The organism is Roseateles sp. (assembly GCF_019237615.1).
Taxonomy (GTDB): Bacteria; Pseudomonadota; Gammaproteobacteria; order Burkholderiales; family Burkholderiaceae_C; genus Pelomonas.
Map to the genome: position 1 here is coordinate 1 of NZ_JAFAGT010000059.1, position 26,450 is coordinate 26,450.

Annotated in this window: 31 protein-coding genes and 1 tRNA gene; 15 read left to right on the forward strand and 17 right to left on the reverse strand. The window is 64.8% G+C overall.

From position 1 onward, the window contains the following. On the reverse strand, window positions 1–381 hold a 381-nt coding region (locus JOY88_RS10855; RefSeq protein WP_524539212.1), incomplete at its 3' end, for an IS21 family transposase. A 314-nt stretch (window positions 382–695) separates the two neighbouring features. On the opposite strand from JOY88_RS10855, the gene JOY88_RS10860 reads away from it, so the two are divergent. The 6 genes from JOY88_RS10860 to JOY88_RS10885 all read left to right on the forward strand — a co-directional run bounded on the left by JOY88_RS10860 (window position 696) and on the right by JOY88_RS10885 (window position 7,796). Beyond that, complete coding sequence (locus JOY88_RS10860) at window positions 696–959, forward strand: hypothetical protein (protein WP_293502339.1); 264 nt, start codon at window positions 696–698, stop codon at window positions 957–959. Further along, on the forward strand, window positions 952–1,857 hold the full coding sequence (locus tag JOY88_RS10865; protein WP_293502340.1) for a TniB family NTP-binding protein: 906 nt from the start codon (window positions 952–954) through the stop codon (window positions 1,855–1,857). Before JOY88_RS10860 ends, JOY88_RS10865 begins: the two co-directional genes overlap by 8 nt. Then, entirely contained in the window at window positions 1,854–2,876 is a 1,023-nt protein-coding gene (locus JOY88_RS10870; RefSeq protein WP_293502341.1) for a TniQ family protein, read from the forward strand. The genes JOY88_RS10865 and JOY88_RS10870 overlap by 4 nt, the downstream gene beginning before the upstream one ends. A 232-nt stretch (window positions 2,877–3,108) precedes the next feature. Beyond that, complete coding sequence (locus JOY88_RS10875) at window positions 3,109–4,260, forward strand: AAA family ATPase (RefSeq protein ID WP_293502343.1); 1,152 nt, start codon at window positions 3,109–3,111, stop codon at window positions 4,258–4,260. Then, complete coding sequence (locus tag JOY88_RS10880; protein ID WP_293502345.1) at window positions 4,261–6,513, forward strand: S8 family peptidase; 2,253 nt, start codon at window positions 4,261–4,263, stop codon at window positions 6,511–6,513. It abuts the gene before it with no gap. A 20-nt stretch (window positions 6,514–6,533) separates the two neighbouring features. Continuing rightward, window positions 6,534–7,796: a hypothetical protein gene (locus tag JOY88_RS10885; protein WP_293502346.1), complete on the forward strand. Its 1,263-nt coding sequence runs from the start codon at window positions 6,534–6,536 to the stop codon at window positions 7,794–7,796. A gap of 283 nt (window positions 7,797–8,079) precedes the next feature. Here JOY88_RS10885 and JOY88_RS10890 read toward each other — a convergent pair whose 3' ends face one another. After that, window positions 8,080–8,745 carry a hypothetical protein gene (locus JOY88_RS10890; RefSeq protein ID WP_293502347.1) on the reverse strand — a complete coding sequence of 222 codons (666 nt, stop codon included), beginning with the start codon at window positions 8,743–8,745 and terminating at the stop codon, window positions 8,080–8,082. A 40-nt stretch (window positions 8,746–8,785) separates the two neighbouring features. Between JOY88_RS10890 and JOY88_RS10895 the strand changes: the two genes are divergently transcribed. The 3 genes from JOY88_RS10895 to JOY88_RS10905 are packed head-to-tail and all read left to right on the forward strand — an operon-like array spanning window position 8,786 to window position 10,805. Further along, complete coding sequence (locus JOY88_RS10895; RefSeq protein WP_293502348.1) at window positions 8,786–9,127, forward strand: hypothetical protein; 342 nt, start codon at window positions 8,786–8,788, stop codon at window positions 9,125–9,127. A 5-nt stretch (window positions 9,128–9,132) separates the two neighbouring features. Beyond that, window positions 9,133–10,155: an ImmA/IrrE family metallo-endopeptidase gene (locus tag JOY88_RS10900; protein ID WP_293502350.1), complete on the forward strand. Its 1,023-nt coding sequence runs from the start codon at window positions 9,133–9,135 to the stop codon at window positions 10,153–10,155. Further along, window positions 10,152–10,805 (forward strand): hypothetical protein, encoded by a 654-nt coding sequence (locus JOY88_RS10905; protein WP_293502352.1) that lies wholly within the window; start codon window positions 10,152–10,154, stop codon window positions 10,803–10,805. Before JOY88_RS10900 ends, JOY88_RS10905 begins: the two co-directional genes overlap by 4 nt. A gap of 12 nt (window positions 10,806–10,817) precedes the next feature. Here the strand turns inward: JOY88_RS10905 and JOY88_RS10910 are convergent, their stop codons facing one another. The 4 genes from JOY88_RS10910 to JOY88_RS10925 all read right to left on the reverse strand — a co-directional run bounded on the left by JOY88_RS10910 (window position 10,818) and on the right by JOY88_RS10925 (window position 13,800). Next, window positions 10,818–11,381: a hypothetical protein gene (locus JOY88_RS10910; protein WP_293502354.1), complete on the reverse strand. Its 564-nt coding sequence runs from the start codon at window positions 11,379–11,381 to the stop codon at window positions 10,818–10,820. Then, window positions 11,378–12,229, reverse strand: a complete 852-nt coding sequence (locus tag JOY88_RS10915) for a bis-aminopropyl spermidine synthase family protein (RefSeq protein WP_293502355.1) — start codon at window positions 12,227–12,229, stop codon at window positions 11,378–11,380. The genes JOY88_RS10910 and JOY88_RS10915 overlap by 4 nt, the downstream gene beginning before the upstream one ends. A gap of 169 nt (window positions 12,230–12,398) precedes the next feature. Further along, on the reverse strand, window positions 12,399–12,995 hold the full coding sequence (locus JOY88_RS10920) for an ATP-binding protein (protein ID WP_293502356.1): 597 nt from the start codon (window positions 12,993–12,995) through the stop codon (window positions 12,399–12,401). A 562-nt stretch (window positions 12,996–13,557) separates the two neighbouring features. Further along, entirely contained in the window at window positions 13,558–13,800 is a 243-nt protein-coding gene (locus tag JOY88_RS10925) for a helix-turn-helix domain-containing protein (RefSeq protein ID WP_293502357.1), read from the reverse strand. 317 nt (window positions 13,801–14,117) lie between these two features. Here JOY88_RS10925 and JOY88_RS10930 point away from each other — a divergent pair, with 317 nt between their 5' ends. The 4 genes from JOY88_RS10930 to JOY88_RS10945 all read left to right on the forward strand — a co-directional run bounded on the left by JOY88_RS10930 (window position 14,118) and on the right by JOY88_RS10945 (window position 16,650). Further along, window positions 14,118–15,125, forward strand: coding sequence for a hypothetical protein (locus tag JOY88_RS10930; RefSeq protein WP_293502358.1), 1,008 nt, complete (start codon window positions 14,118–14,120; stop codon window positions 15,123–15,125). A 1-nt stretch (window position 15,126) separates the two neighbouring features. Continuing rightward, complete coding sequence (locus JOY88_RS10935; protein ID WP_293502359.1) at window positions 15,127–15,534, forward strand: hypothetical protein; 408 nt, start codon at window positions 15,127–15,129, stop codon at window positions 15,532–15,534. Window positions 15,535–15,661: 127 nt separating this feature from the next. Beyond that, complete coding sequence (locus JOY88_RS10940; RefSeq protein WP_293502360.1) at window positions 15,662–16,102, forward strand: Rpb4 family DNA-directed RNA polymerase subunit; 441 nt, start codon at window positions 15,662–15,664, stop codon at window positions 16,100–16,102. After that, the gene (locus tag JOY88_RS10945) at window positions 16,099–16,650 is read left to right on the forward strand and encodes a 3'-5' exonuclease (protein ID WP_293502361.1); all 552 of its coding nucleotides are present in this window, start codon (window positions 16,099–16,101) and stop codon (window positions 16,648–16,650) included. The genes JOY88_RS10940 and JOY88_RS10945 overlap by 4 nt, the downstream gene beginning before the upstream one ends. A 43-nt stretch (window positions 16,651–16,693) precedes the next feature. Here the strand turns inward: JOY88_RS10945 and JOY88_RS10950 are convergent, their stop codons facing one another. Continuing rightward, a complete protein-coding gene (locus tag JOY88_RS10950; RefSeq protein WP_293502362.1) occupies window positions 16,694–17,443 on the reverse strand; it encodes a hypothetical protein in 750 nt (249 codons plus the stop codon). 175 nt (window positions 17,444–17,618) lie between these two features. Here JOY88_RS10950 and JOY88_RS23105 point away from each other — a divergent pair, with 175 nt between their 5' ends. Beyond that, the gene (locus JOY88_RS23105) at window positions 17,619–17,858 is read left to right on the forward strand and encodes a FecR/PupR family sigma factor regulator (RefSeq protein WP_367269796.1); all 240 of its coding nucleotides are present in this window, start codon (window positions 17,619–17,621) and stop codon (window positions 17,856–17,858) included. 3 nt (window positions 17,859–17,861) lie between these two features. On the opposite strand, the gene JOY88_RS10955 is transcribed toward JOY88_RS23105, so the two are convergent. From JOY88_RS10955 to lipB, 5 genes are all read right to left on the reverse strand, one after another. Beyond that, window positions 17,862–17,986 (reverse strand) — tRNA-OTHER (locus tag JOY88_RS10955). A 5-nt stretch (window positions 17,987–17,991) separates the two neighbouring features. Then, on the reverse strand, window positions 17,992–18,474 hold the full coding sequence (locus tag JOY88_RS10960) for a helix-turn-helix domain-containing protein (RefSeq protein WP_293502363.1): 483 nt from the start codon (window positions 18,472–18,474) through the stop codon (window positions 17,992–17,994). Window positions 18,475–18,761: 287 nt separating this feature from the next. Continuing rightward, window positions 18,762–20,486 carry a hypothetical protein gene (locus JOY88_RS10965; RefSeq protein WP_293502364.1) on the reverse strand — a complete coding sequence of 575 codons (1,725 nt, stop codon included), beginning with the start codon at window positions 20,484–20,486 and terminating at the stop codon, window positions 18,762–18,764. Window positions 20,487–20,595: 109 nt separating this feature from the next. Beyond that, window positions 20,596–21,564: a lipoyl synthase gene (gene lipA, locus JOY88_RS10970; protein WP_293502365.1), complete on the reverse strand. Its 969-nt coding sequence runs from the start codon at window positions 21,562–21,564 to the stop codon at window positions 20,596–20,598. Window position 21,565: 1 nt separating this feature from the next. Further along, window positions 21,566–22,234: a lipoyl(octanoyl) transferase LipB gene (lipB, locus tag JOY88_RS10975; RefSeq protein ID WP_293502366.1), complete on the reverse strand. Its 669-nt coding sequence runs from the start codon at window positions 22,232–22,234 to the stop codon at window positions 21,566–21,568. A 55-nt stretch (window positions 22,235–22,289) separates the two neighbouring features. On the opposite strand from lipB, the gene JOY88_RS10980 reads away from it, so the two are divergent. Beyond that, entirely contained in the window at window positions 22,290–22,919 is a 630-nt protein-coding gene (locus JOY88_RS10980) for a tetratricopeptide repeat protein (protein ID WP_293502367.1), read from the forward strand. Here the strand turns inward: JOY88_RS10980 and JOY88_RS10985 are convergent, their stop codons facing one another. Genes JOY88_RS10985 through JOY88_RS11005 form a run of 5 tightly spaced genes read right to left on the reverse strand, consistent with a single transcriptional unit; the run spans window position 22,920 to window position 26,438 of the window. Continuing rightward, window positions 22,920–23,204 carry a DUF493 family protein gene (locus JOY88_RS10985; RefSeq protein WP_293502368.1) on the reverse strand — a complete coding sequence of 95 codons (285 nt, stop codon included), beginning with the start codon at window positions 23,202–23,204 and terminating at the stop codon, window positions 22,920–22,922. A gap of 17 nt (window positions 23,205–23,221) precedes the next feature. Then, window positions 23,222–24,367, reverse strand: coding sequence for a D-alanyl-D-alanine carboxypeptidase family protein (locus tag JOY88_RS10990; RefSeq protein ID WP_293502369.1), 1,146 nt, complete (start codon window positions 24,365–24,367; stop codon window positions 23,222–23,224). Window positions 24,368–24,376: 9 nt separating this feature from the next. Next, a complete protein-coding gene (locus JOY88_RS10995; protein ID WP_293502370.1) occupies window positions 24,377–25,000 on the reverse strand; it encodes an alpha/beta hydrolase in 624 nt (207 codons plus the stop codon). Further along, window positions 24,997–25,323: a (2Fe-2S) ferredoxin domain-containing protein gene (locus tag JOY88_RS11000; RefSeq protein WP_293502372.1), complete on the reverse strand. Its 327-nt coding sequence runs from the start codon at window positions 25,321–25,323 to the stop codon at window positions 24,997–24,999. Before JOY88_RS11000 ends, JOY88_RS10995 begins: the two co-directional genes overlap by 4 nt. A gap of 14 nt (window positions 25,324–25,337) precedes the next feature. Further along, window positions 25,338–26,438: a VanZ family protein gene (locus JOY88_RS11005; RefSeq protein ID WP_293502374.1), complete on the reverse strand. Its 1,101-nt coding sequence runs from the start codon at window positions 26,436–26,438 to the stop codon at window positions 25,338–25,340. Window positions 26,439–26,450: the final 12 nt, after the last annotated feature.

Sequence of the window (26,450 nt, forward strand, 5' to 3'; positions counted from 1 at the left end):
GCGCATGGAGCGCTGCTGGGCCTTGGCGAACTCGCGGTACTTGATGCAGAAGCTCGTGTACTTGTAGGCCAGCGGGTTGGCGCTGGCGTACTCCTCCCACAGCAGCATCAGCGTGACACCCGGGCGCTTGAGCTCCTGGTGAACGACGCCGAAGTCGGGTGCGAGCTGATGGCTGGATCTGGGCAGCGCCGGTCGGTACAGCAGCGCCTCCAGGGCCTCGTCGCTCAGGCTGTCGGCGACGGCACAGTCCACGCCGGCGACCTTGGCCAACGACACGTACTTGCCGACCACGCTCTTGGAAATCTTGAGGGCGCGGCCGACCTCGTTGTAGCTCAGACCTGCCTGCAAGTGCAGGCGCAATGCCTCTCGGATACGGCGCATGGTGACTCTGTTGGTTGGCATCGGCTCGGGCCGCAAAAAAGCGGCGAGCCTATGCCGGTCAGAAGATCACCTGCGCACCACCCCCATCGTCCACGATCACGCTGAAACAGCGTCCACGATCAGACTGAAACGCCGTCCACGATCACGCTGAAATCCCGTCCACCATCAGCCTGAAACGCCGTCCACGATGGGCTGAAATACGCATCAGCCAGCTCTACTTCTTTGACCCAGACCTCAAGCGGTACTTCGCCATCCCGTACCGCGACACCTCCCTGCCGCCTGTCAGCATCTGGGAGTGGCGGGCCGGCCAGAAGATGGCCGCCGAGCTTGGAGTTGCCGACTACGACGAACGCGCGGTGTTCGCCCTGATCAACCGTCAACGCGAGATCGAAGAGCAGGCCGCGGCCGAGACCAAGTCTGCCCGGCGGGCCCAGCAGCGTAGGGTGCAGCACACCAAGGCTCGGAAGACCCAGAAGGAGGATCTGCCCACCGTGAGCAATCCGCCGCCAAGCACGACAGCGCCAAAGCTGCCTGGGTACGACCCCAGCAACATCAGGCCCTTTGACGACGATGAATGACGCCGTCGCGCAATACGAGCATCTCAACGCCAAGGCGCAGGAACAACTCGCGCTGCCGGATGCGGACCGCATCCGGGCCATCCGCGCCGGCATGTGGCTCCCCCTGGACCACGCCAAGAGCACGCTGACCAAGCTGGAGGAACTGCTGACCTACCCCGAGGTCACGCGCATGCCAAGCTACCTGCTGGTGGGACCGTCCTACAGCGGCAAGACATCGATCCTGGAGCGGTTCATGGAACTGCACCCGCCGGACATCAGCCCCGAGCGAGAAGCGACGTTGTGCCCGGTGGTGATGATCGACGCACCGCCGAAGCCAGACCTCTCGGACTTTTACAGCCGCATCCTGGACGCGCTCATGGCGCCGTACAAGCCGACGGCGCCACCCCACGCGAAGTACTCGCAGGTCAAGCTGCTGTTCCGCGAACTGAGCGTGCGAGTCCTGATCGTCGACGAGATCCACCACCTCATCGCCGGCAGCCTGAACCGGCAGCGCGAGTTCCGCAACGCGCTCAAGAGCCTCAGCAACGAGGCCAAGATCAGCATCGTCGCCTCCGGCATCGAGGAGGCCTACAACGCCTTCAACGCCGACGCGCAGATGTCCAGCCGCTTCATGCCTGTCGAGATGCCGCGCTGGTCACCCGGCCCCGACATGGGCCGCTTGCTGATGACGCTGGAACGGCGCACGCCGCTGCGCCGAGCCTCATCGCTGCATCAGCCCAAGCTGATGCTGGCCATTCACGCGCGCAGCGAGTCCATGCTCGGCGACATCTTCGATCTGGTTAAGGAGGCCGCGGTCGATGCCGTGCGCAGTGGCGACGAGCAGATCACCGAAAAGCGGCTTTCCAAGCTGGATTGGGTTCCTCCCTCCAAACGGAAGATGTACCGTCGCCCGCTGTGAGCCGCGGCCCCAACACCAGCGAGCCCTTGTGGCCGGTGCGGTACAAGCCCTGCGAAGACGAGTTGCTGTCGTCGTGGCTGACCCGGTTGGCCCACGGCATGGGGCTCAAGGTCCAGACCCTGTGCAACCTGGAGTTCGGCAGCCGGCGCCAGGTCTGGAATCGCGACATCGACCGGCTCGCTCCGCCCTGGTTGCTGGAAACGCTCTGCCGTCGCACGGGCACTTCGAGAGAGGCGGCGGAGCAGACCACGCTGCGCGCCTACGAAGGGACGTTCTACCGGAAGTACCGCGCGAGCGGCACGCTTCCGTGGATGCTCGCTCTACAGATGTACCACCGGCGCTGGACGGGCTACGGGCTGCAGTTCTGCCCAGCCTGCTTGGCCGACGGCGATGCCTGCTACTACCGCAGGAGCTGGCGCGTGGCGCTGCATACCGTGTGCCTGAAGCACCAATGCCTGCTCCTCGACCGCTGTCCGACCTGCCAAGCAAGCCTTGCTTTCGTCCGGACCGAACTGGGCCGACACGAGATCGACGAACTTCCCGGCCTGTACTGCTGTCACTCGTGCGGGTGCGATTTGAGGCAGTCTTGCGCTCCGCCCCCACCATGTCTGGATGAGGAAGCCGCGAGCTGGCTAACGGCTCTGTGGATGGAGCTTGGTAGACCAGAATGTAAGCTGACCTCCGTCGACAACGCCGAAGTCCTCCATGTCATCTGCACGCTGCTGACGCGGCAGCGGCCGGCCCTGCGATTGCGCGGGTACCTCGGTGATGCGCTCGGCGCGGAACCGGCATTGGGTGGCGGTGGGCGGGTGCCCATCGAAATCCGGCCGGCGGTGGAGCGCCACCAGCTCCTGCAGATGGCGGCCTGGGTGATGGTCGACATGCCGGGACGGCTCAGGCAAGCGCTCGACGCGCACGCGCTGCGCTACAACCACCTGGTGCGGGATTTCAGGCAGTTGCCGGGCAGCTATTTGCGAGCCGTTTTGACCTTGCGTCGTCGCGGCGTGGCTTCTCGGTAGTGATGCATTTCGAGTCTCCTGCGCGCCATCCTTGGCCCTCCGGGCGAATGGCCCGGAGGGTAGAGATGGCCTCGCGGTGATCGAGACACCCGCCAAACACTGTTTATTTGTACAGTTTTGCGTGCACACTCCAGCAACGCTGGCGGCTCAACTAATTCTGACGACGCTGCATTTTTCGTCATAAACTTCGCCATAACTACAGGCCGACGTCGCCACAATTAATCTCAATGAAATGACAGAAAATAAGGCGTCAATTGACGAAATTTCATCCGACTTCGCCACATTGGCGAGACTGGCGGCTTCACAGGCGTACGACGACATCCGCCTGCTGCTGGCCCGGCTGATCCGCAAGTATCGAGTTCTCCGTCCAGAGCTTGCCAGCCAGCTCGACCATAGTCTGAAGGCATCGCAGACCCGTGGCGTGGGTGCTTCGGCACTTCGCCGGAACACGCCGGGGCTTGCTACGGCACCGCAGTCTGACGGGCAGCTCTCGCTGATCAAGGTATTTGACGACCTAGAAGGGATGGCCGCGCCGCTGCTGCCTAACGTGCTGGAGCGCCAGGTGGATGCCATCGTGAGCGAGCGCCGTCAGCGTGAAGCACTCCTTGCGCGGGGCATTCCACCGACGCGCTCAGCAATCCTCGTCGGCGCCCCGGGCCTTGGCAAGACACTGTCAGCCCGGTGGATCGCCTATCAGCTCGGCAGGCCGCTGTGGGTGCTCGATTTGACAGCCGTGATGAGCAGCTTGCTTGGCAAGACCGGCAGCAACTTGCGCGCCGCCTTGGACCACGCGAAAGCCAACTCTGCAGTGCTGCTGCTCGATGAGGTCGATGCGATTGCCAAGCGCCGCAGCGACCAATCAGACGTCGGCGAGCTCAAACGTCTGGTCACCGTGATCCTGCAGGAGGTCGACCAGTGGCCGGACACAGGGTTGTTGCTAGCGGCGACCAACCATCCAGAACTAGTCGACCCGGCGCTTTGGCGTCGATTCGACGCGGTTCTGAACTTCGGTCCGCCTGATGAAGCGACCACCACTATCGCGGTGCGGCGCTTTCTGGGCCAGGACCTTGCCGAACTTGAGCCGTGGGTGGGCGAGTTGGCCGCGGGTTTGAAAGAAAAATCTCTGTCCGAGGTTGAAAGGGCCGTAAACAGCATTCGCCGCGCGCACGCCCTTGAGCAGGCTCCGATCAGAGAACTCGTACAAGGGTTGGTGGGAACCGGAATTACGGGCATGAGCAAAGCGGAGAAGCTAGAGATGGCGCTTCAGATGGCCAGGAGCGGCAAGCACTCGCACCAGGAGATCAGCCGCATCACCGGCGTTGCCCGCGACACGATTCGTAGACACGCTGGGCCATCGCCCAGGCGCGGAAGGGGGATGAAATAAATGGCTACCCGATACCTCATCGGCAGGGGTGAACTGCTGACCTACCCGATCAAGGCACCGAAGACGCAGCCCGGCGAGAAGAAACATCCTTACACGCTGGCCGAGGCAAAGAAGGAGCTGCTTCCGCAGCTTGACGCCGCGAACGATGTATTCGAGAGCCTGCCACGCAAGGCTTGCCCCGGCGATCTTGCAGTGGCGCTGGTGACGCTGCACCCGGCGTACCTGGCCAAGAGCTACTTCCCGCGGCACCTCCTGCGTGCAGCCAACCTCGAATCGGTCGGCAGCCGCACGATGAAGATCAAGCCGCGCAAGCTGGCGACAGCGAGTGCCCCGCCAGAGACTGAGACCACGCAGCTGTTCGTCGCTGGCAGGCGCTCTGACCTGAAGGCGTTTCGCCGCCTCGTGGCTGGCTTGAGCGAGGAAACTGCGGAAGGCCAGGAATTCAAGCAGATCGAGACCATCGAACCACTGGAGCCCAAGGGCCGCCTGCGGCCATCCCGCAAACGTGGTTCCGATGTGTTCGAAGTCGGCCTGCACGTTCCCAACGACGGTGATAGCGAATGGGTGCGCGCGGCGTTCGCCAACTATGCGCAGACCTGCGAATTCACTGTGAACCCACACTTCAGCTTTCGTCCGGGCCGAATGCTCTTCGTGCCGGTGGAAGGTGATCGCTCGGGGCTCGATGAGCTAGCTCAGTTCACGCTTGTGCGCGTCATCCGCCCCATGCCGAGGCTGCGCGCCGCGCGCCCGATGATGCGCAGCAACCCTGTCTCGGTACCGTTCGATCTGCCTATCGTTGAGCCGATCTCCATGGAGCCGAAGGTCGCCATCCTGGACGGTGGCCTGCCGGAGCAGCATCTCCTGCAGCCGTACGTGCGCCGGTACTTCGTGGCCGATGAAAAGGCCGATGACGTGGACGACTACGTGTCACACGGCCTGGGCGTTACCTCTGCGCTGCTGTTCGGCCCTATTGAGCCCGACTCGGTGGCGCCCCGCCCGTATGCACCTGTGGATCACCACCGCGTCATCGACTCGCTGTCCGACGACGAAGACCCGTACGAGCTTTACCGAACCCTCGGACACGTCGAGGCAATCCTGTTGGCTCGCTCCTATCAGTACGTGAATCTCAGCATGGGCCCCGACCTGTGCGTAGAAGACCACGAAGTCCATGCTTGGACGGCCGTCATCGACGAGATCCTGAGCAATGGCGAGACCGTCTTGAGCGTAGCCGTGGGCAACAACGGTGAAGGTGACGAGCTGGCTGGCCTGAATCGGATCCAAGTGCCGGCCGACAGCGTCAATGCGCTGTCGGTGGGGGCCGTGGATCGCTCCGGAGAGACTTGGAAGCGCGCGCCCTACAGCGCTGTGGGCCCCGGCCGCAGTCCTGGACGCCGCAAACCCGACTTGGTCGCCTTCGGCGGCTCTGGCCGAGAGTACTTCCATGTGGTCGCACCGGGTCGCCGTCGCCAGCTCAACGCCACCCTGGGCACCAGCTTCGCGGCACCGTTGGCGCTGCGCGCGGCGGTGGGCATCCGAGCGGTGTTAGGTCAAGAGGTCCGACCGCTGGCGACGAAGGCGTTGTTGATCCACGGTTGCATACCGAACGCCAACGAGGACGTGGAGGCCGTTGGCTGGGGCAAGGTTCCGAACGAACTGCGGGCGCTCATCACCTGCGAAGACGGCGTCGCGCGCATCGTCTATCAGGGCGATCTCAACTCAGGCAAGTTCTTGCGGGCGCCGGTTCCGTTGCCAGACATTGACCTGAACGGCATGGTGACCATTACGGCCACGTTCTGCTACGCGAGCCCTGTCGACCCGCAGGATGCAAGCGCCTATACAAAGGCGGGCCTGGGCATCACCTTCCGCCCGCATTCCGAGAAGAAGCCGAAGGTCAAGCCGGTCGCCGGCAAGAAGGAGGTTGACCCCGCGTCCCAATACGCCAAGAGCTTCAGCTTCTTTCCGTCCAACGAATGGCGCACCGAGGCCGAGCAGCGCGCCGACCTGGGCAAGTGGGAAACCGTACTGCATTCGAGCCACAACTTCCGCGGCTCCAGCTTGAAGGGCGCGGTCTTCGACGTGCACTACAACGCCCGCGACTCGGGCGCGCCGCTAACAGGCCGAGAGCAAATCCCATATGCCCTAGTCATCACGGTGCAGGCCCCTCGCCACCCCGATCTCTACCAGCAGATCCTGGATGCACACGTCGACCTGCAGGCGCTGGTGCCGGCGGCCAACATCTCGATCAACCTCTGAACGACGCTGGCGAGTCCTGCATGTTCCCGTTGAGAGACAAAAGCCGCGGCTTCCTGTTCGCATCGGTGCACATCCTCAGCCTGCTCCAGGCGAGGATCGAGGCGCTCAACCAGGAAGTGGAGAGGATCGAAGCGAATCGACTGTTGAACACCTCGCCAGCCGATCTGGTCAAGTACCTGTCCGAGAAGTACCGCGTTGAGCCCTTGGTGCTCGACCGCGACGGCATGACGGCGAGCGAGAAGGAAGTAAAGGTAGACGTCAGCGGCGATCCCCGCAGGGCGTTCTTTGCAAGCCACGACGTCGGTCCGTTCTACGCCCCAGGCCAGCGCATCGAGGTCAGCGTGCCATTCAAAGGGGACGAGGACCTGTTCTACGCTCAGTCAAGCACCTACACGGGCAGCTTCCCTCAAGCGGTCGTCAACAGGCAGTCGTTGGTTATCAGCTTCGACACGCCGCACGACGTCGAACGGGATCTGAAGTCCGCGCTGGACGAGACCCTGCGCGAGGTCGAGCAGCACATCGGGTGGGTCAACGGAGATGTCCGCGGCTTTAACAACAGCCTGGCCCAGCACGCGCAAGCGGCCGTGGACGGCCGTCGCCAGAGGTTGCTGAACAACCAGGGCAAGCTGGCGGCACTGGGCATCCCAGTCAAGCAAAGCACGGGCATGCCAACGACCTATGCAATCCCCGACGTTCGCAAGAAGGTGGCGCCCACACTGCCGCCTGCGTCCTCCGGGCCTTTCAAGCCGGAGCCAGTTTTGGAGATGGCCCTGTATGAGCATGCGCTAAAGGTCATGGGACACATGACGCTGGTGATGGAACGAAGCCCCAGCGCGTTTGCCACCATGGACGAAGAAGCGCTGCGTCAGCACTTCTTGATGCAGCTCAACGCGCAGTTCGAGGGCAAAGCGACGGGCGAGACCTTCAATGTCAGCGGCAAGACGGACATCCTCTTGCGTGAGGGCGACCGCAACGTTTTCATCGCCGAATGCAAATTCTGGAAAGGTCCGAAGAAATTCGTTGAAGCCGTCGATCAGTTGCTGGGCTACACGAACTGGCGTGACACCAAGGCCGCCATCCTTGTCTTCAATCGCGGCACTGAAATGTCCACAGTCTTGACGGGCGTCCAGGCGGCGATGAAGGACCATGCCAACTTCAAGCGCCAGCTTGGGTGGCCGCATGAAAGTGGCTTCCGCTACGTGTTTCACCAACCCAATGATGTGAGCCGCGAGATGATCATCAGCGTATTGATTTTCCAGGTGCCGTCGGACAACGCGGCTTAAGCCGGCCATCTATCAGGACGCGTCAACCAACGCCGACAACTTGCAGCAGCTTTGGGTCAGCCGCCCCATGCCATCACAACCGCTTCCAGGGGCCAGACCATGCGCCCACCAATAGACCGCATCTGCATGCAGCGCGAAGAAGTACGCGGAAGCCGCCATGACGACGGCGCCCCGATAGCGATGGCAAATGGAATGCCGGAGTCGTCGCCGGAGTCTTTGAAGCCTGGATCTTCTCCTGAGCCACCTGGGCTGGACGATGCGAGCGTGCCAGCTCTTGAAAGGATCAAACCAATGCCAGCAAGGACGCTGGGGCCGACGGCCTGCCAGTTGTGCGGGCGGTGAACTTCGCGTTCGGGACCGGGCTGTGCAGGCGAACGAAGTACGGGAAGACCAGCTTGGCCACTAGCGCGACCGGATAGGTCGTCGGGCTTGCCACGCCTGCGCTTGCGCGCCTGACGACGGCCGTGACCTGCGAATGACCCAGCTTTGTTCCGCTGAGCAGGTTGACCAGCGCTTCGTACACCAGTTCGCTCGCGCCAGAATCGAGCGCCAAAGGCTCGGACGATTGGCAGACGAGCGCGTAGTGTGAAGTCTTGGCCCGCTGCCCTTCGCCGGCGCCTCGACTCACCACGCGAGAGCCTTCAGGAATCTCCCACTCGTCCCCGTTCAGTGCCGTCGCCCCGGTCCACGTCATGAGACTGGGGGGCGACACGTCGATCGACTTCGGCTTGCTCCGCATCGGAGAAAACGCGACGTAGGGGCTGCCGGTGGATCGCACCAACTCACGCACCGCGGGCCCGACGCTATTCCCGATGCCCCAGAGGAACACGCCGCCATTGGCGATGCGCTCGCGTTCCTTTCGGGCAACGATGTCCTCAATCGCTTCGCCTGACTCGGTGCCGAACCTCGTCCAGCAGAAGACCTCGGGCAATTGAACGCTGGTAGTCATGGCGTTGTTAGTATGCATTTATGCGTTTAGTATAGGCACCATGGACGTCGATATCAAGCTGGCTTGGACTCAGTTGAAGCGCGACCTTGCCGCCGCGCCTTCCTCGCAAACAGAGCTTTCTCTCGCTGCTGGCGTCAGCCAGTCGGCGGTGTCGCGGATTCTCAAGGGCTGTCCACAGCGCAATGGCAGGGCTTTTTCTAGACTATGCAACTATGCATCTATGAAGGCGGCGACAGCAGGTCCGTTGAAGATGGGGCCTGAGGTGGAGCGGCTGATCTCCGGCGCTGTCGAGGAGGTCTGGAACGGAACTCCGGAGCATGCCCGGGCGATAGCTGCGATCATTCGCGTCGCTGGAGCCGTGGGGCGCGCATCAAGGAGGTGATGGGCTTGGAAACGAGTACCGACCGAATCATTCAACGGCTGGTCGATGCTGGGTTTGCCCAGGAATTCGTGCGTGCGTCGCTGCCGGAATGGTGGGACCCAGCCGACGACTCTTCGTCGGCTAACACGTTCGTCTCGCTGCTGCTGGCCAAGCGCCTGAGCCTTGATCCAGGAACGCTGCTGGACGACGGCGTTCCTGTTGGCTTCCTTCACACGGGCGTACCGAAGTTCAAGCACATGCGCCTGACGGACGGCCCCCGTCGGGACGTTCTGGTCGCTTTCGCGCAAGGGGTCGGACGTGTGGTCGTGGGCGAGATGGGCGACACGCCTCAATACCCTGTGCCAACCGACCCGGTTGCCCTCCGCCGCGATGTCCTCGAGTCCGGCCGTCCCCACGTCGGCTTTGGTGATGTGCTGACGGTGTGCTGGTCGCTTGGCATTCCAGTGCTCCATCTGAAGCTGTTCCCCGCGCGCACTAAAGGAGTTACCGCGATGGCGGTTCGGTCAGGTGACCGGCACGTGATCCTCGTGGCGCGAGAGTCTGGCTCCGAGGCCCAGTACATGTTCCATGTGGCCCACGAACTTGGTCACATTGCCCTGGGGCATCTCAAGGATGCATCCGTCATCGTCGATGCGGACCCGAACGATCCGGAGAATTCCCCCGACGAGCTGATCGACGACGAGGAAGAAATTGCCGCGGATCGATACGCCCAAGGTCTGCTGACCGGCAACGAAGACTTCTCGGTCGACAGGGACGGTCTCGGAACCAAGGGCTCAGCGAGCGAGCTTGCTCGCAAGGCTTCGTCGATTGGCCAGGAACTCGGCGTGGACCCAGGACACGTCGTCATGTCCTTCGGCTACTCAACAGGTGACTGGGGTCTGGCAATGGCTGCGGTCGCGCAGCTGCCTGGGCAAAGCGCAAAACCTGCCACTCTCGTCAATCGAGTGCTGTGGGATCAACTGGGGCCGGCGATGCGGGGTGGCATGGAGGAGTCCCGCGCGTTCTTGGAGGCCGTCGCCCCCATATGACGACGCTGCTCATCGACAACGACGTTGTCATCAAGCTCGCGCAGATGAACGCCTACGTCGACGGCCTCGCGGCAATCGATTACAGCCCCGCGGACATTGGGTCGCCGTCGGTCATGCTGAAGTTCATGGGCCTCTTCTCAGAAGAAAAGAGGCAGCGCCTGACACACAACGACGCTGAGGCTGCTCGGCTCCTGGCGGCCTTGCAGTCCATCACGGCGATCGAGCCCACCGAGCCAGAGATGAAGACCATCGCAGCCTTGGGCAAGCTGGCTTTAGAGCATGGGCTGGACCTGCAAGCGGGCGAGCTGATGCTCTTGGGCATCGCCATAAGCCGCGGTGGCATGCGAGTCGCCACCGGCGACAAGCGCGCGCTGAGGGCGCTCCCCGACCTGGCGACGCGCTGGCCCGAGGTGAACGCACTGCATCGCCAGTTCTATTGCCTTGAGCAGATCGTCAACGCCCTGGCAGACGCTCATGACCTTGCCCGCGTTCGGGCTGCGGTCACGACCTCCCCCCGGGCGGACGAAACGATTTCCTTCGCGTACGACAAGACGCACAGCAGCGGCAAGCACGCGTTCATGGCCTTCCTCGACATGGTCATCGAGGAGCACATCGAGAAACCCGCACCTGGGTGGCTGTACCAGCCCTGACCTGTGTTCTAGTTAGCGCAGTACCACGGCGTACGGCGCAGCAAGCTGGGCGGCCAGGCTCAACTTCACGACGCGATCAGTAGGCCCCGGGTGAGCCGCCGGGTCGTAGACGAGGCAGGCCTTGTCGACTCTGCCGCGGATGTACTGGTCACCGCTCGTGCCCACCATGCGGCCGATGCCGACGGATGTCTTTGACAGCGGCACTTCCAGGGCGAGGTCATCCAGTGAATTGAGGACGAGCGCGAACCGCGACCCGAGAACGTTCACGCCCTTCGGAACCGGCTGGTAGGTTTTTCCGCCATCCGCGCTGAATTCCTTCGCTTCGCCGACGGCGTAGTGATGCGAGGTGATCTCCTCCATCAGCAGCATCACCTTGCCGCTGTTGGCGGTCGCCTGCTTCACGAAGGGCTGGACTGCCGTAAAGGGGTGGCAGCTGTTGCCGCCATAGCCCCAGAACGACACGCCCGCAGCCTCGATCTCGGCCCGCTTGCGCTGGATGATGTCCTTCAAGGACTCGTTGGCGTGAACACCTACCTTCATGTACAGGAAGGGGTCACCTTGCTTTAGATCGTTCATTTCGACTCTCCCAGCACTTCCAGTTCGTAGGTTCCGAGCACAGCCTTGCCGTAGTCGACTCTGTTCGTGTCGCGGACATACCTGACTCTCAAATTCTGCTCGCGCCCGTAGAAGTCTTCGAGCCGCTTCTCGTGCAGCGCATAGCTCTTCTTCGGCAGCTCGCGGTCGGGATGCGAGCGGAAGAACAGGTTGCAAGACCTGAGGTCAGGTGCATCGTCCAGGTGGTACTCATGCAGGTTCGTCTGCATCTCCTGGACGAAGAACCCGTTGTCCAACGCGAACCGCTGCGTCTCGGCGAGGACCCGTTGAGACCATGGCACCAGTTTGTCGTCGGCGATCACGACGACCCCGACGGCATCGGCCCCGCACGCCTCCATTCCGCGCTCGGCGAAGACCTTGACGCTCTCGCCGTTGTTGCTCGCACCCCAGGGCGGGTTCGTGTAGAAGGCGTTGAACTGGCCCAGAAGCTCCTCAGGCAACGGCTCGATGCAGTTGTACAGGCGCGACTTGATGCGGTCCGACATCTCCGCTTGGTCCGCGAACCTGGCCACCGCGTTGACGATTCGTTCGTCGAAATCCAACACCAGGATCGACTCCGGCCCTTCCTCCAGTACCTTGCAGTGCATGAGGTACGCAAGGCAGACGCTGATGGCGTCCCCATCACCGATGAACACGAGCCGACGTCCTGCAAAGCGTTGCGCGATGAGGCTCGTCTGGAGCACCATGTCGCCGGCCTTCATATAGATCTGGTCGAACTCCCGCAAAGGCTGCGGACGATTCTGGATGACATCGGAGATCGCATTGATGGCCCGCCGGAGGTCCAGCTGAGCGTTCGAGCGTGGAGTCATTGATTTCTTTCCCTTCACCCAAGACGACCGAAGTAGCGCGGACTCGCAATACCCCTGTAAACGAAACCGGACGCTGAGAAGCGACATCGCCCCATCTAACAATTTCCCTGGCGCCCCGTCAGCTGCGGCGGCATCTGCGGGTGATGCGTGCGACGTCGCATCCGCCTCGCTAGATCAGCCGCGCCTTGGCGGCGACGTGGGCAACCACGCGTTCTAAGGGTTCGCTGCTGTCCACCAGGTACACCGGCTTACCCAGCAGAACGCCGTACTGCGCCGCCACCGAGCACTGAAGCTGAGTGTGCATGCCAGCCTCGAAAGCTGAGATCTGCGGCCTGCCGCGCGGATCGCTGGCGATGCGCTGGCAGGCGACCTCTGGCAAGGTGTACAGGCACACGATGCAATCGGGGTTCACCGCCGAGAGAGTGGCCGTATCGAATGCGGTGACGCGGAAGCCGTACACCTCTTTCGTCACCGCGTGCGAGTCGATGATCATGGGACCCGCATCCCTGCGACGTGCGGCGAGCTCGGCCAGCTCGACGTCAAGCCCTTGGACATCCTCGGGCGTGATGGCAACGCCTGACAGGCGCCGGATGTCGTCCTCGCTCATTGATTGACCCGTCCTGCGCTCAGCGTACTTGCGCAGCTCGGCGCTATACGAGAACACGAGCAGTTCCGGCAACTGCTTAGACAACTCGGAACAGACCGTCGACTTGCCGGTGGCCGGCGCTCCGGTCAGGTAGACGATAGGAAATCGTTCAACGCTCACCTTCCCCCCCCTCTGCAAAGAGAATTGAACCAGCAGCGGACTTTTTCGTTGCTACGTGGGCTGGGCGCGCGCTGCTGCGTCGCGCTGCCGCAGCCCGCGAACTTTGCGCCAAAGACTCGCGTTATGACACCCGTGCAAACCTTGGCAACCTACGTTATCCATGAGCCTTCAGCCACCTCGGACACCAGTCACTGGCAGGCCGACGCCGGGTTCGGCATAGAGCAGCTTCCCGAGGCACTGCGCGATGCCCCATTCGGCCGGTCACCCCGGCGTCGTCGCGCCAGATAGCCCGGTAGCGCAGCATCAATCCGATGTAGAAATTCTCTACTCCCACCTGAACCAGGATGTCGAGGCGGCTTCAAGCGACATCCCCGCCACCCGTTCGAATCATCGAACAGCTGTTTTCCGAGCCGCGCCGAAGCGCTGTTGTAGCGGACTTCGACTTCCGCCATCTGGGCGTGGGAGCCCTGGTCACAAGATCACCAACGCGCACGGGCGCTGTGAGTGTTTCAGCGTGCCGCCCGGCGCGCCGAAATGTCTATCTGCACTGGGTGGGCGCCGATCACGCCCGTCGCCCACGTTTGGGCACGACCAGCAGCGCCGAGACATCCACTTCCAGAACCTCGGCCAGCTTGGTCAGTACCTGCAGCGACGGGTTTCCAATCGCCCGCTCGATCTGGCTGACGTAGCTGCGGTCAAGCTCCGCCTGCAGGGCGAGTTCCTCCTGCGTCGTCGCCCGCTCGGCGCGCAAATCCTTGATGTTTCGCGCCAGATGGTGACGCACGACCTCGTAGCCCCTGCTCATTGGGAGCGAGGGTCTGACTTATGGGACCGAGACTCCACAGGATATAGTCCACATGTGGACTATAGTCACCACAATTTCGGACGTTCCCGCCGTCGAATCGATGGACAAGAGGAGCGCCGAAAGAGTGATCTTCATAGAGCAATGCCGGTGATTGGCCTGCTTCATGGCGGCCTGTCAGCTCAAAAAACGGCCAACGGAAGGTATGGATGGGAGTCACTACTTTTAGGGCGGCTGTTTGGGCCGGCGTTGGCCTCGCAGCGTGCCTACTGGGCGGCTGCGCGACCACCGCGCAGCCTGACGGGAGCACCCGGGTCCATGTGTCACTCGGTGACGCGCTGGGCCTTCAGCCCAAGGCCACACCGCCCGCGTCCTCCGCTTCGGCGCCAACCGCGACGGCCACGACCGCTGGGCCTCCCGCTGCGTCAGCGCTTCGTCCTGAGACACCACCGTCGATTCGCACCACTGCCCTGGCCGGCGTCTTCGCCAAGACCCCGTTCGACGGCACGGCCAAGACCCACTTCCCGCGCGTGGCGGTGACCGTCACCGACTGGTCGCGCCAGGACTGCTGGCAGGCCGTGGCCACGCTGTGGCGGTCAGCGACTCAGTCCGAAGCCGTGCCGACCTTCTCAGTCTGCTGGGGCAAGTCGGTGGGCTTCGCGGTGAACAACGCGGTATCGATGCGCGCCTTCATGCTGCAGTCCGCTGTCCAGCACACGGGCAACGTGCGCACGACGGGCCCCAAGCCCCCCATGATCTCGATCCCGGATCGCCAGCCCTTCGGCGACCGCATGCAGCTCGCTTTCCAGAGCTTCATCGAGCAGTTGACCCTGGACACAGGCTGGCAGATCGGCCCGTCGATGAACCTGTGGATCGTGGGCTACGACGCCAGCGCGGCGAACGCGGCCCCGGCCGTCAGCGCGTCAGCGCCTGCCTCGCCCGGTGCCGACGCTCGTGGCCGGGCCCAGCTGGAGTCAGCCCTGAGCTGCAAGCCGTTCGGCAAGTTCGATGCCGCCGGGGCCTGGCTGGCCAGCTCGGGCTGGCGCAGTGGTCAGGGCGCGGTACCGGTGCAGCTCGGCACGGCCGTCAAGGTCTTCGGCTTCTCGGTCAGCAAGGTCGCCGTGTCCCGCGACGGCGGAGAGCAGGTCTACCGCAGCTTCTTCAAGGGTGTTACGTCAGCGCAGCTCGTCAAAGCGGCCAGCCTCAAGCTCGGCAAGGACGGCCGCGCCTGGGGCCGCGTGACGCCGCTCGGGGTGCTTGCCACCGGCGTCGAGGACGGTGAGACGGCGCTGACCTGCACCGTCGAGACGGAAGGTCAGGAGGGTTGAGATGCAACAACCTGCTTGCCCCTCCTGCGGCAGCCACCACATCCAGTCCTACCCGGTCATCTACGACTCGGGCACGGTCCAGACTGAGGTGAGCCACCACGGCTATGTCGGGGGCTCCCGAGGCTCTTCACAGTCCAATCTGGCGCGGCACTGCGCTCCGCCTCGCGCGCCATCGCCGATGGGATTCGTGTGCGCCTACGCCTTTGGTGCCTGGGGGCTGTACCACTGCTTCTTCGGCTCTTGGCACGTCCACTGGTCGGAGCTGCCCATCGCGCTGGGGGCCTTGGCGGTGGGCTACGCCCTGTGGCGCATGTGGCGCTTCATGGCGCGCGAATACACAGCAGACAAGCGCCGCTGGGCAGATACTTGGTACTGCCACGGCTGCGGCCAGAGCCATGTGGTGAACTGATCCAAGGCGGCTCGCGCAGAAGCGCTCACGCCGGGACGATGCTGTCTGCCGCCAAGCGTCGCGACATTGACGGTGCGCACCTGCGAACATCGAGTCCAACCGGCCGCAGTGCAACGAGGTCCTGACCATGACGATGCCCGACGAATTGCGCCGCGCCCTGGACTGGGACCCCGAGCTGCTGAGCGAGTTGGTCCAGGTGGCCAGCCTGGACGACAACACCCGGGCCAAGGCCCTGACGCTCGCCGACGTGCTGCCCAAGAACCTGGACGACTGGCTGGCGCTCGACACGGCGGAACCCGCGCGGGTCGAGCAGGTGCTGGACGCCCTGGAAGACAGCATCCGGTTCCTCGTGGAGCTGCGCAACTCCGGCGTCCTGGACGCCGACTGGCGTCGACAGGTCGTCGTCACGTTGCGCCACCTGCCGGAGCTTTGGAAGTTCGACACCTGGCGGACGATGCATGGGCGCGGCGTGGCGATGGGCAGCTACATCACCCGCACGGTGGAGCAACCGTCGCTGCGGGCCGATGCGCCGATGCAACAGGACAACGTCCCTGCAGGCCCACCGTGAGTTCGCCAGCCGCCGAGTCGCTCGTCCTCGTCATCGACTTGGAGGCGACCTGTGCCGACGACGGCAGCATTCCGCCCGAGGAGATGGAAGTGATCGAGGTGGGCGCCGTTTGGGCCACGCCTGACGGCGAGGCCATCGACACCTTCCAGCGCCTCGTGCGGCCCACGCGTAGGCCTCAGCTCACCGAGTTCTGCCGGTCGCTGACCCACATCGGGCAGGCCAGCATCGACGCCGCGTCGACCTGGCCAATGGCGGCGGCCGAGTTGGCCGCGTTCGCCCAATTGCACCACGGGCAATTCTGGGGAAGCTGGGGTGCCTATGACCGCCGTCAAATCGAGCGCGAAGGCGCCTGGCATGGCGTAGCCAATCCGCTGGCCGGGCTCCTGCACCGCAACCTCAAGGCGGAGTTCGCCAAAGCCCGCAAGATCAAGCAGGTGGGCATGGCCACCGCACTTCAGATCGTCGAGATGACGCTGCGTGGCGACCATCACCGGGCGCTTTCGGATGCGTTGAACATCGTGCGGCTACTGCCCGCCTGCTCACCTTGAAGGTCGCGAGTTGAGGGTCGCCGCAGCAACCGCTCCTGACCAACTACCGACCGTTAGCCTTGGGTGCCGGGCACATGAATGAGGGCGGCTCCTTGAACCAATTCTTCCAATACTCGCTCCCCATGTCCGTATGGAGCAGCGCGCCGCCCACGATCAGAATGCCGCCGACGAGGACAAGAGCCCACGACTCCAGTTTCGGAGTCGAGAACGTCAGCCCCAGGACGGACCTCAGCCCAAACCCAACGGTGGGCGGCAAGCAAAAGAGCAGTCCCGGGATGAAGCCAACGATGGTGCTTGTGGCGTGTTGCAGGGCGTACTGCTTCCCGAACACACTCAGGCCGCACCAAAACTCGGTCCCGCCGCGGGCATGAACCGCAATGTCACTCAACGCAGGCAAGTACGCCTGATGCGCACTCGTGGTGGCGGCTGCAGCCACCATAGCCAGAATTGCCAAGATCCAAACCTTGGCCGAAGGAAGAGCCTCGCCTCGTCGCCCGCTCGCTAACAGCCCCCCGGCGATCACAACCGCTTCCAGATAGGCCAGGCCACGCGCCCACCAATAGACCGTGTCGGCATGCAGTGCGAAGAAGTACGCGAACGCTGCCATGAGGATGGCGCCCCCGATGGCGATAGCAAATGGAATCCCAGAGCCGTCGTCTCCGGAGTCATTGCCGCGCGACTTGTGGTTATGCACATGCTTCTCATTCTTGATGACCGACACGGTGTTGCCCGTGCCGACGGCGACACCGTCGCCGCCGGTCACGTTGATGCTGTAGCTTGGGTTCTTCGCCATCTTTGCCGCTCCATTGCGTGGTTAGTGCGCTGACCTTACCTGTCAACAATCAGCGCACGGCCAGCATGCGTGGCTGGTGGCTCATGGCGTGATCCAGGTCATTTCGTGAGGCTAGAGAAAACCCCGGGGCGCATGAGCGTTGGCACGCGGACTCGGAAATTGCACCATTGGGGCCATGAATGGCGTCGATGGTCGAGACACGCACATTGCTGGTGCGGAGGCCATTCCCACGGTCTCACGCTGCGTTGCAGCCGAGGCTGCGATTTGGGTCACGAGGCTCAACGGGAAGCCGCCCACCGTACGGCAGCTGCTGAGATGCCTGGCTTGGCAAGCACGCTCACCATCGCATAGGTATGCCTACGAGCGCACACAGACGGTTTGGAAAGCGATGGGGCAACTGAGGCAGCGCTATTGAGGGGAACGGTCGCCCGGAGTCGAACCGGGATTTCCGGCGTTGGTACGATGAGGGGCCACCCTTTCATCGCCAGCCACCCTCAGCAGGTGGCATTCGCGCCGACGCTCTATCCGTTGAGCTACGCCGCCAAAAGCTACTTTCCGCCTGCGATCACCTTCAGCGGCTTTTTCCGCGTGATGGTCGCCATGCGCTCGGCCTCACGCTTCGCACGCTCAGCAATCTTCTCCTCGGCGAAGGGCCTCACCTTTTCGATCAGCCCTGACAGGTCGTATTCGTTGGGCAAGTTGTCTCCCACACCTGCCTTCCGGTAGATGCGTTTGATGTACCCCCAGCGCTCCATTTCCTCAATGCGCTTCTGGATCGTCCGGGGGTGGACGCCGATTGCGAGTGCCAAGGACTTCTTGGTACGGAATGGGTTGCTGCCCGGGTTCCACCAGTTGCCGGCCAGGTGCAGCAGGATGTTGATGTCGAGCGGCGACAGTTGAAGCGCTTGCTGCCGCTCGAAGATGACGTTCGGAAACGAGGTCCAGCCGGACTCGGCAAGAGTCTTGGTCCACTTCGCGGCCACCTTCTTGTCTGTGGGCGCTGCTTCTGGTTTGGGGCTCGTCGCTGTCATGTTGTTGCTGCCTTTGCCGTCCTGGTCGCCAGTATGGGTTCCAAGACGCCGAATGCGGCCACTTACGAACCGTACGGGGGAGGGCACTCAGGGCCTCCCCCGCTGTATTTATTGGATCTGTGCGTAGGCATCTGCTCGTGCAACGTTTTCCTTGCCATCGTCTTCTTTGGGAGGCATTCAGGGCGCCCCACGGGAGGCATTGTGGGCGCCGGGGCGGGGCACGAAGACCGCCCCCCGGGCGCCCCGGATGCCGCCCCGTCTTTGAAATTGAGGGGGACTCCTTCGACTCACAGGCCCATGAGCGTCTCCATGAGCCATGCCTGGAGACCTTCTCGTTCTGAGTTGAGCAGTTCATGCATCGCGGAAAGTGTCGTCGGAGCGTGGCCGGCCCGGCGTGCTTCAACCGCCGCGACGAAGTCTTTGGAAACCAGCTCCAGTAGACCGGGAAAGGCCCCCTGGACCGTTGAAGTCCAGTCGTCGTAGTGCACCGCCACAAACGGCTCCGATTCGATTACCGCCAGCGCATCGCAGCGTTGCGCGCCCTGCAAGTCGAACACGGCCACGCGACGCGGTCGCCCCGTCCCGTCCGGTGCCGCCACGAAAAGGTATTGGTCAATCACGCCGTCCTCATCGGCCAACAAATTGACCGGGATCGTCCACCCATCATCCTCAGCCGCCGTCAACAGATTCGCCTCCAGGCCAGGCACGGCGGTCAAGGCTTCGACCACGTCCTTCAGGAAGGCTGGCATCGCTGGCCGTCCATCGGCCTTGAGCGCCTGAGCGACCTCCAGGGGTCGTATCCGCTGGCTTGACCCCGGCTCCCCCAGGGCGCCAGCCGGAATGGGGCCTGCCGCGCTCCTGGACGCTATGGCCGCCGTGCCCGTCGCCTGGATCTTCCGCGAGCCCCAAATGTGCTTGTCGGCGAGATCGGGGAATCGGTGCCCGCCTGGCAGGCTTCGATGCCTGGCGGCCAGGCGATGACCGGCATCGCGCTCAACAAGCGGCAGATGTTTGGCATCTTCGGCCTGCCGCTGCGATCGCACAGCTGGCTGTGTTGGCTCGGCGGCCCCAACCTGGCGCCGCGGTTTGCCTGGGCCCGACAGGCGGTACTCCAGCGACCGAAACTTGAAGGGCCATTCACATTGCCGCAGGCTGAAGACCACGAAGGTCGCCTCCGCCCGATCACCACGAGGCAACCACTTGCCGGCGGCGGTCAGGACCGTCCGCCCTTGGAACGGAAAGCTCGTCTTGGGATGAACACCATGAGGCGCGCCCGTTGTCGACGCCAGCAGGCAGGAGGTGCCCACCTGCAAGGCCGCCCGCCATGCGACCTCGCTGGTCGCCATCCGGCCGATGTCGACAGCCGAAGCCGCAGATACGCCCTCGGCCAGCGTCAGATGCAAATGCTTGCGGGACGCCCCGAAGACCGACTTCGTGAGCAAGCTGTCCCGGCTCAGCGGCGGCGTGAACAGGCGCGTCAACAAGCTGCTCGACGACCCGAAATAGAAGCGGACCAGCTCCATGCAGGGCACGACCACTTCCCTGCCGTCCGGCAGCGCCACCGCAAGGCAATAGGCGTGGGTGTTGTTCAGGTGCCAGGGGTGGTGCTCCAGCGGGAGCAGGAATCCCCCATCGCGGCTCAGCCCAGCCTTCACCAAATCCGACGTGTCGTCACCGACATCGAGGTCGAACGTCTCGACCTGGTAGTCGGGGGCGAGGTAGGGCCGCTGGTCGCGCCAGATGTCGCCGACGCGCAGCAGGGTCAGCGTGCCGACGGAAACCCAGCATTTGCGCTGCCACGCCGCTGGGGCCGTGCTGCTGGCGCTGAGCAGCACTGAGGGATCGTCCTCAAAGCCGCTGGCGGTGACCCGCGACAGGTAAACGAGGACCGAAGGTTGCCGGCGGCGGACCATGCGGTCCGGGAAGGCGATCTCCCCAAACCAGTCAATACGCCAGCAGCTGTCGCCGCGTGGGAAGGCCGAGATCGTGACGTCAGGAAGATCCGCGGACACGTTGGCCGTGAGCGCTGGCTACTTGGCCAGCGCCGGATGGAGTCGAAAAACAGCAGGGGAGATGAGCATCAGCTTCGCTATTTTCTCATCCACTTCGCTATTTTCTCATTTACTTCGCTTCACTGACAGGGTTCAGCGCCGCGTGGGCCTGCTGGTCCGCGTGGTAGCTGGAGCGCACCATCGCACCCACGGCCGCGTGCGTGAAGCCCAGCTCGTAGGCTTCCTTCTCGAACTGCTTGAAGGCGTCCGGCGTCACGTAGCGGCGCACCGGCAGGTGGTGGCCGGACGGCGCCAGGTACTGGCCGATGGTGATCATGTCGATGTCATGCGCGCGCATGTCGCGCATGACCTGGCGGATCTCGTCGTCCGTCTCGCCCAGGCCCACCATGATGCCGCTCTTCGTCGGCACGCCCGGCACTTCCTGCTTGAAGCGCTTCAGCAGGTCCAGGCTGAACTGGTAGTCCGAGCCCGGGCGTGCCTCCTTGTACAGGCGCGGCGCGGTCTCGAGGTTGTGGTTCATCACGTCCGGCGGCGCGGCCTTCAGGATGTTCAGCGCGCGGTCGGCGCGGCCGCGGAAGTCAGGCACCAGCACCTCGATCTGCGTCGTGGGGCTGAGTTCGCGGACGCGCGTGATGCACTCGGCGAAATGGCCGGCGCCGCCGTCCTTCAGGTCGTCGCGGTCCACGCTGGTGATGACGACGTACTTCAGCTTCAGCGCCGCGATGGTCTTGGCCAGGTTCAGCGGCTCGTTGACGTCCAGCGGGTCGGGGCGGCCATGGCCCACGTCGCAGAACGGGCATCGGCGCGTGCACTTGTCGCCCATGATCATGAAGGTGGCCGTGCCCTTGCCGAAGCATTCGCCGATGTTCGGGCAACTGGCCTCCTCGCAGACCGTGTGCAGCTTGTGCTCGCGCAGGATCTGCTTGATCTCGTAGAAGCGCGTGCTCGGCGAGCCGGCCTTGACGCGGATCCAGTCGGGCTTCTTCAACACCTCGGCCGGCACGATCTTGATGGGGATGCGCGAGGTCTTGGCCTCGGCTTTTTGCTTGACGCTGGGGTCGTAGGTCGTGTCGGTCATGTCAGGGAGTGAGCTGGGCAGTCAGGCGCTCTGCGAGTCGCCCGGCGGCCGTGGACCAGTCGGTGGAAACCCCGATTTTATCGAGTGAGGTGGTGTCCAGGCCTTCGTAACCGCAAGGGTTGATGCGCAGGAAGGGTTCCAGGTCCATCGCGACATTGAGCGCAAGGCCGTGGTAGGTGCAGTGGCGACTGACCTTGATGCCCAGCGCGGCGATCTTGGCCAGGCCCCGGAAGGTGTCCGCCGGGTCGGCCGGGCCGGCCAGCGCCGCGTGGCCGCTGGGGTCGGCCGAGCGCACATAGATGCCCGGTGCGCCGCCCACGCGCAGCCCGGTCACGCCATAGCTGTCCAGCGTCTGGATGAGGGCAGTCTCCAGGCGGAACACGTATTCCTTGACGAAGATGCCCAGGCGCCGCAGGTCGACGAGCGGATAGGCCGTCACTTGCCCGGGGCCGTGGTAGGTCACCTGGCCGCCGCGTTCGGTGGCGACGACCGGGATGTCGCCCGGCAACAGCAGGTGCTCGGGCCGGCCGGCCAGGCCCTGCGTGAAGGTGGGCGGGTGCTCGCACAGCCACAGCTCGTCGGGCGTGTCGGCGTCTCGCGAGGCCGTGAAGGCGCGCATGGCCTCCAGCGTGGGCAGGTATTCGACCCGCCCGAGGGTCTTGACGATCATGCAGGCATCATAGGCAGACGCCGCAAGCCCTTGCAGCACCCGAGGAGCCGCCCCGATGAAGACGCTGCTGATCGCCGCCCTGCTGCTTGCCGCCTCGCTGGCCGGGGCCGCGCCGCTGTCCGACGCGCTGGCCGCCTACGACGCGGGCGACCTGAAGGCAGCGGCCCGGGGCTTCGCCGAGTCGGCCCGACGCGGCGAGGCACTGGGCCAGTTCAACCTGGCGATGATGCATCTGCGCCGGGAGCTGCCCGGCGCCAGTGACGCCAGGGCCTGGCAGCTGCTGCGGCGCGCGGCAGCCAGCAAGCTGGCGCTGGCCGAGAACGCGCTGGGCGAGATGATCGAGCAGGGCCGCCATGGCAGGCCCGATGCCAGGGTCGCCTGCGGCTGGTTCGAGCAGGCCGCCGAGCATGGCGATGGCGACGGCGCGCTGGCCGTCGCGACTTGCTACTACCTGGGCCGCGGCCGCGCGCAGGACATGGCCCGGGCCAATCTCTGGTATCTGGAGGCCGCCAAGGCCGGCGACGTCGGCGCCCAATACCTGGTCGCGTCGATGTTCGAAACGGGGTTGGGCGTGGCGGCGGACGAGCGGCTGGCGCGCTACTGGTACGACGTCGCGGCGAGGAACGGCGACGAAGCGGCCAAGGCCAAGCTCAAGGCCATGCAAGCCGCCGACGCTTCGAGCTGATCAGAGCACCACCTTGACCATGGGATGGGTGGTCAGCGTGCGGTAGATCTCGTCGAGCTGCTCTCGGCTGGTGGCCGTGATGGTGATCGTCAGCCCCAGGTAGTTGCCACCCTTGCTCGGGCGATGCTCGATGGAGGAGGCGTCGAAGGCGGGATCGAACTGCAGCGCCACGGCGGTGATGGCTTCGACGAAGCCCTCCACATGCGCGCCCATCACCTTGATGGGGAAGCGCGACGGGTACTCGATGAGCGACTGCTCGGGCGGGATGTCGGGCGGCAGGTTCATGGCGCGGTCCTCGCGGCTCACTTGATCCAGAGGCGGATGGCGTCGAACGCGCGGCCGAAGATGCCGGCTACCGGCACGGCGTCCTGCACGATCAGTGGCACTTCGGCCACCGCCACGCCGGCCGTCGTCGTCACGCGCAGCGTGCCGACGCGCTGGCCCTTGTTCAGCGGCGCCACCAGCGGGTCGGTGCGCTCGACCTGGGTCTGCAGCTTGGCCGCGTCGCCATGCGGCACGGCGACGAACACCGCGTCGGCCGCGCCCAGCTTGGCCTCCTTGACCTCGCCCTTCCAGACCGGCACTGTCGCGATAGCCTTGCCGGCGTCGAAGATCTTGACCGCGTCGAAGGCCGTGTAGCCCCAGTTCAGCAGCTTCTGGCTCTCGCTGGCGCGCGCTTCCTTGGAGGACGTGCCCATGACGATGGACAGCAGGCGACGCTTGCCGTTGGGGAAGTCGCGGTTGGCGCTGGCGACCAGGCAGTAGCCTGCGGCGTCGGTGTAGCCGGTCTTCATGCCGTCCACCGTCGGGTCGCGACGCAGCAGCAGGTTGCGGTTGTCCTGGCGGATCTTGTTGTAGGTGTAGTCGCGCTGCGAGTAGTAGGCGTAGTACTCGGGGAAGTCGGTGATGATGTGGGCGCCGATGATCGCGATGTCGCGCGCGCTGGCCTTGTGGCCGGGCTCGCTCATCCCGGTCACGTTCTTGAACTCGGTGTTCTTCAGGCCCCAGGCCTGGGCCTGGCGGTTCATCAGCTGCACGAAGTTCTCGACCGTGCCGGCCACGCCCTCGGCCAGCGCCACGGCGGCGTCGTTGCCGCTCTGGATGATGAGGCCGCGCAGCAGCTCGTCGACCTTGGGCGTCATCGTCGTGTCGATGAACATCAGCGAGGGGTCGCCCTTGCGCTCGTCCCAGGCGCGCTTGGACACGGGCAGCGCCTGCTCCAGCGTCAGCTTCTTATCGCGCAGCGCGCCGAAGACGACATAGGCCGTCATCAGCTTGGTGAGGGACGCCGGGTCCTGCGGCGCATCGGCATCGCGCTCGGCCAGCGTCTTGTGCGCGGTCAGGTCGATCAGCACGTAGTTGCGCGCGGCGACCTCGGGCGGCAGCGGGGCCTGGGCCTGGGCAGTCAGCGAAAGCGCGGCGAGGAGGGTGGCGAGGATTCGTTTCATCGGATCAGTTCAGGCGCGCGCGGGGTCGAAGGCGCGCACCACCAGGGACTTGAGCAGCGGCAGCTGCCCGTGGAAGAAATGGCCCACGCCGGGAACGACGGTGACAGGCAGGCTCTGCGGCCGGGCCCAGTCGAGCACGGCCGCGAGTGGCACCACGTCGTCGACCTCGCCGTGGATGACCACGGTGTCGGCCGGCACGGGGGCAGTGTCGAAGCGGCTGGTCGCGGGGCCGACGAGCACAAGGCGCTGCGCCGGGTCGGCAATGCGCTGCGCAGCGCGCGACGCGACGTAGCCGCCAAAGGAGAAGCCGGACAGGATCAGCGCCTCGCCGGGCGCGCGGACGGCATCGAGCACGGCCAGCGCGTCATCGACCTCGCCGCGGCCCTCGTCCCAACCCCCTTCGGACTGACCGATGCCGCGGAAATTGAAGCGCACGGCGCGCCAGCCCAGCTGGATGAAGGCACGCGCCAGCGTCTGCACGACCTTGTTGTCCATCGTGCCGCCCTGGGTCGGGTTGGGGTGGCAGATCAACGCCGTGCCGACCGGCGCGGCGCCATCGGCGGGAAGGTCAATGGCCACCTCGATCCGGCCGGCCGGGCCTGGGACAAGGCGCTTCTCGGTCTGGGCGTTCATCGACCGACGCTGTCCGGCAGCACCAGGCGCTCGACGACCCGGCCGTCGCGCAGATGGCTTTCGACGATCTCGTCGATGTCGCTCTGGTCGACCCAGGAGTACCAGACAGCCTCGGGGTAGACGACGGCCACCGGCCCGCCGGCGCAGCGGTCCAGGCAGCCCGCCTTGTTGACGCGCACGCCGTCCTTGCCGGCCAGGCCCAGTTGCTTCACGCGGGACTTGCAGTGGTCGAAGGCGCCCTGCGCGTCATGGTCGCCGCAACTGGCCTCGCCATTGGTGCGCTGGTTCAGGCAGAAGAAAACGTGGCGCTGGTAGTAACTCATCGCCGGGCATTGTCTCATTCGGGTTTCTGCACCAGGCGCGCCGCCAACCAGACAAGTGCAACGAAAGGCCATGTCCAGGCCAGCCAGCGCGTCAGCCCGTAGAGGTTGATGAAGCGGCCATGCTCCCAGGCCTGCATGTTCAGCGCCAGATAGGGGTCGCCGGGCGCGATGCTCATCAGGCCGATCAGCGCGCACAGCACGAACAGCCCCAGTGCCGCCGCCACGCGGGAGGGCAGCAGGCAGGCCAGCAACGTCAGCGCAAGGCCCAGGCCGACGCCCGGCCGCGTGGTCTCGCCGAGCCAGGCCCAGGCGTGATCGGGGCCGAAGGTCATGGCCGTGATCGTGGCCGTGGCCAGCAGGCCCAGAAGCACCGCGCCGGCGGCCAGGGCCAGGCGGCGCAGGCCCGGCCGCGCGACGGTGATCATCAGCAGCACCGGCGCCAGCAGCCCCAGCGCGATGGCCAGCGCGCTCAGGCCCGGCGGCAGGTCATGTTCCACCGTGACGGCGTCACCCCAGGACAGCGCCCAGGGCGTGCCGGCGAGCGCATCGACCAGGGATTCGCGCCACCAGGGCAACCACTGGCCCAGGCCGAAGGGCAGCGGCGTCGGGTACAGCAGCGCCACCGGCCACAGAGCCAGAAGCGCCAGCGCCGGTGCACTGCTGGCGCCAAACCAGTGATCCCGCATGTCCTGCCAGCGCTGCAGCCCGCCGAGGGCGTTGAGCACCAGGCCCAGCGCAGCGCCCAGCGTGCTGCCGGCGGAGTTCAGCGCCCAGTCCGACAGCGAGGGCACGCGGCCTGGCACGAAGAACTGCAGCGTCTCCATCGCGAAGGACAGTACGGGTCCGGGCAGGAAGCCCAGCAACAGGGCCCGGCCCAACCCCCAGCCCGAGCGCATGGCCGCCGCGAAGCCCAGCAGGCCCAGCGGGATGTAGCCCAGCAGGTTGGCCTCCACATCGAAGGCCCAGAAGCGGCGCGGCCAGGGCAGGTCGAGCAGCCAGGGCAGGCCCATGCCCGGCGGCCAGCGCCAGGGCCAGAACGGGTAGAGGCTGGCGTACAGGATCAGGCCGATATGGGCCAGCAACAGCCAGGTCGCGGAACTCTGCCGGCGGCGCATCGGGGCGTCCCG

Bases quoted from the DNA above. Each gene is read 5' to 3' on its own strand.
- JOY88_RS10860 (WP_293502339.1), top strand. From the start codon at position 696: ATGGCCGCCGAGCTTGGAGTTGCCGACTACGACGAACGCGCGGTGTTC.
- JOY88_RS10865 (WP_293502340.1), top strand. From the start codon at position 952: ATGAATGACGCCGTCGCGCAATACGAGCATCTCAACGCCAAGGCGCAG.
- JOY88_RS10875 (WP_293502343.1), top strand. From the start codon at position 3,109: ATGACAGAAAATAAGGCGTCAATTGACGAAATTTCATCCGACTTCGCC.
- JOY88_RS10880 (WP_293502345.1), top strand. From the start codon at position 4,261: ATGGCTACCCGATACCTCATCGGCAGGGGTGAACTGCTGACCTACCCG.
- JOY88_RS10885 (WP_293502346.1), top strand. From the start codon at position 6,534: ATGTTCCCGTTGAGAGACAAAAGCCGCGGCTTCCTGTTCGCATCGGTG.
- JOY88_RS10890 (WP_293502347.1), bottom strand. From the start codon at position 8,745: ATGACTACCAGCGTTCAATTGCCCGAGGTCTTCTGCTGGACGAGGTTC.
- JOY88_RS10895 (WP_293502348.1), top strand. From the start codon at position 8,786: ATGGACGTCGATATCAAGCTGGCTTGGACTCAGTTGAAGCGCGACCTT.
- JOY88_RS10905 (WP_293502352.1), top strand. From the start codon at position 10,152: ATGACGACGCTGCTCATCGACAACGACGTTGTCATCAAGCTCGCGCAG.
- JOY88_RS10910 (WP_293502354.1), bottom strand. From the start codon at position 11,381: ATGAACGATCTAAAGCAAGGTGACCCCTTCCTGTACATGAAGGTAGGT.
- JOY88_RS10915 (WP_293502355.1), bottom strand. From the start codon at position 12,229: ATGACTCCACGCTCGAACGCTCAGCTGGACCTCCGGCGGGCCATCAAT.
- JOY88_RS10925 (WP_293502357.1), bottom strand. From the start codon at position 13,800: ATGAGCAGGGGCTACGAGGTCGTGCGTCACCATCTGGCGCGAAACATC.
- JOY88_RS10935 (WP_293502359.1), top strand. From the start codon at position 15,127: ATGCAACAACCTGCTTGCCCCTCCTGCGGCAGCCACCACATCCAGTCC.
- JOY88_RS10940 (WP_293502360.1), top strand. From the start codon at position 15,662: ATGACGATGCCCGACGAATTGCGCCGCGCCCTGGACTGGGACCCCGAG.
- JOY88_RS10950 (WP_293502362.1), bottom strand. From the start codon at position 17,443: ATGGCGAAGAACCCAAGCTACAGCATCAACGTGACCGGCGGCGACGGT.
- JOY88_RS23105 (WP_367269796.1), top strand. From the start codon at position 17,619: ATGAATGGCGTCGATGGTCGAGACACGCACATTGCTGGTGCGGAGGCC.
- JOY88_RS10960 (WP_293502363.1), bottom strand. From the start codon at position 18,474: ATGACAGCGACGAGCCCCAAACCAGAAGCAGCGCCCACAGACAAGAAG.
- lipA (WP_293502365.1), bottom strand. From the start codon at position 21,564: ATGACCGACACGACCTACGACCCCAGCGTCAAGCAAAAAGCCGAGGCC.
- lipB (WP_293502366.1), bottom strand. From the start codon at position 22,234: ATGATCGTCAAGACCCTCGGGCGGGTCGAATACCTGCCCACGCTGGAG.
- JOY88_RS10980 (WP_293502367.1), top strand. From the start codon at position 22,290: ATGAAGACGCTGCTGATCGCCGCCCTGCTGCTTGCCGCCTCGCTGGCC.
- JOY88_RS10985 (WP_293502368.1), bottom strand. From the start codon at position 23,204: ATGAACCTGCCGCCCGACATCCCGCCCGAGCAGTCGCTCATCGAGTAC.
- JOY88_RS10990 (WP_293502369.1), bottom strand. From the start codon at position 24,367: ATGAAACGAATCCTCGCCACCCTCCTCGCCGCGCTTTCGCTGACTGCC.
- JOY88_RS10995 (WP_293502370.1), bottom strand. From the start codon at position 25,000: ATGAACGCCCAGACCGAGAAGCGCCTTGTCCCAGGCCCGGCCGGCCGG.
- JOY88_RS11000 (WP_293502372.1), bottom strand. From the start codon at position 25,323: ATGAGTTACTACCAGCGCCACGTTTTCTTCTGCCTGAACCAGCGCACC.
- JOY88_RS11005 (WP_293502374.1), bottom strand. From the start codon at position 26,438: ATGCGCCGCCGGCAGAGTTCCGCGACCTGGCTGTTGCTGGCCCATATC.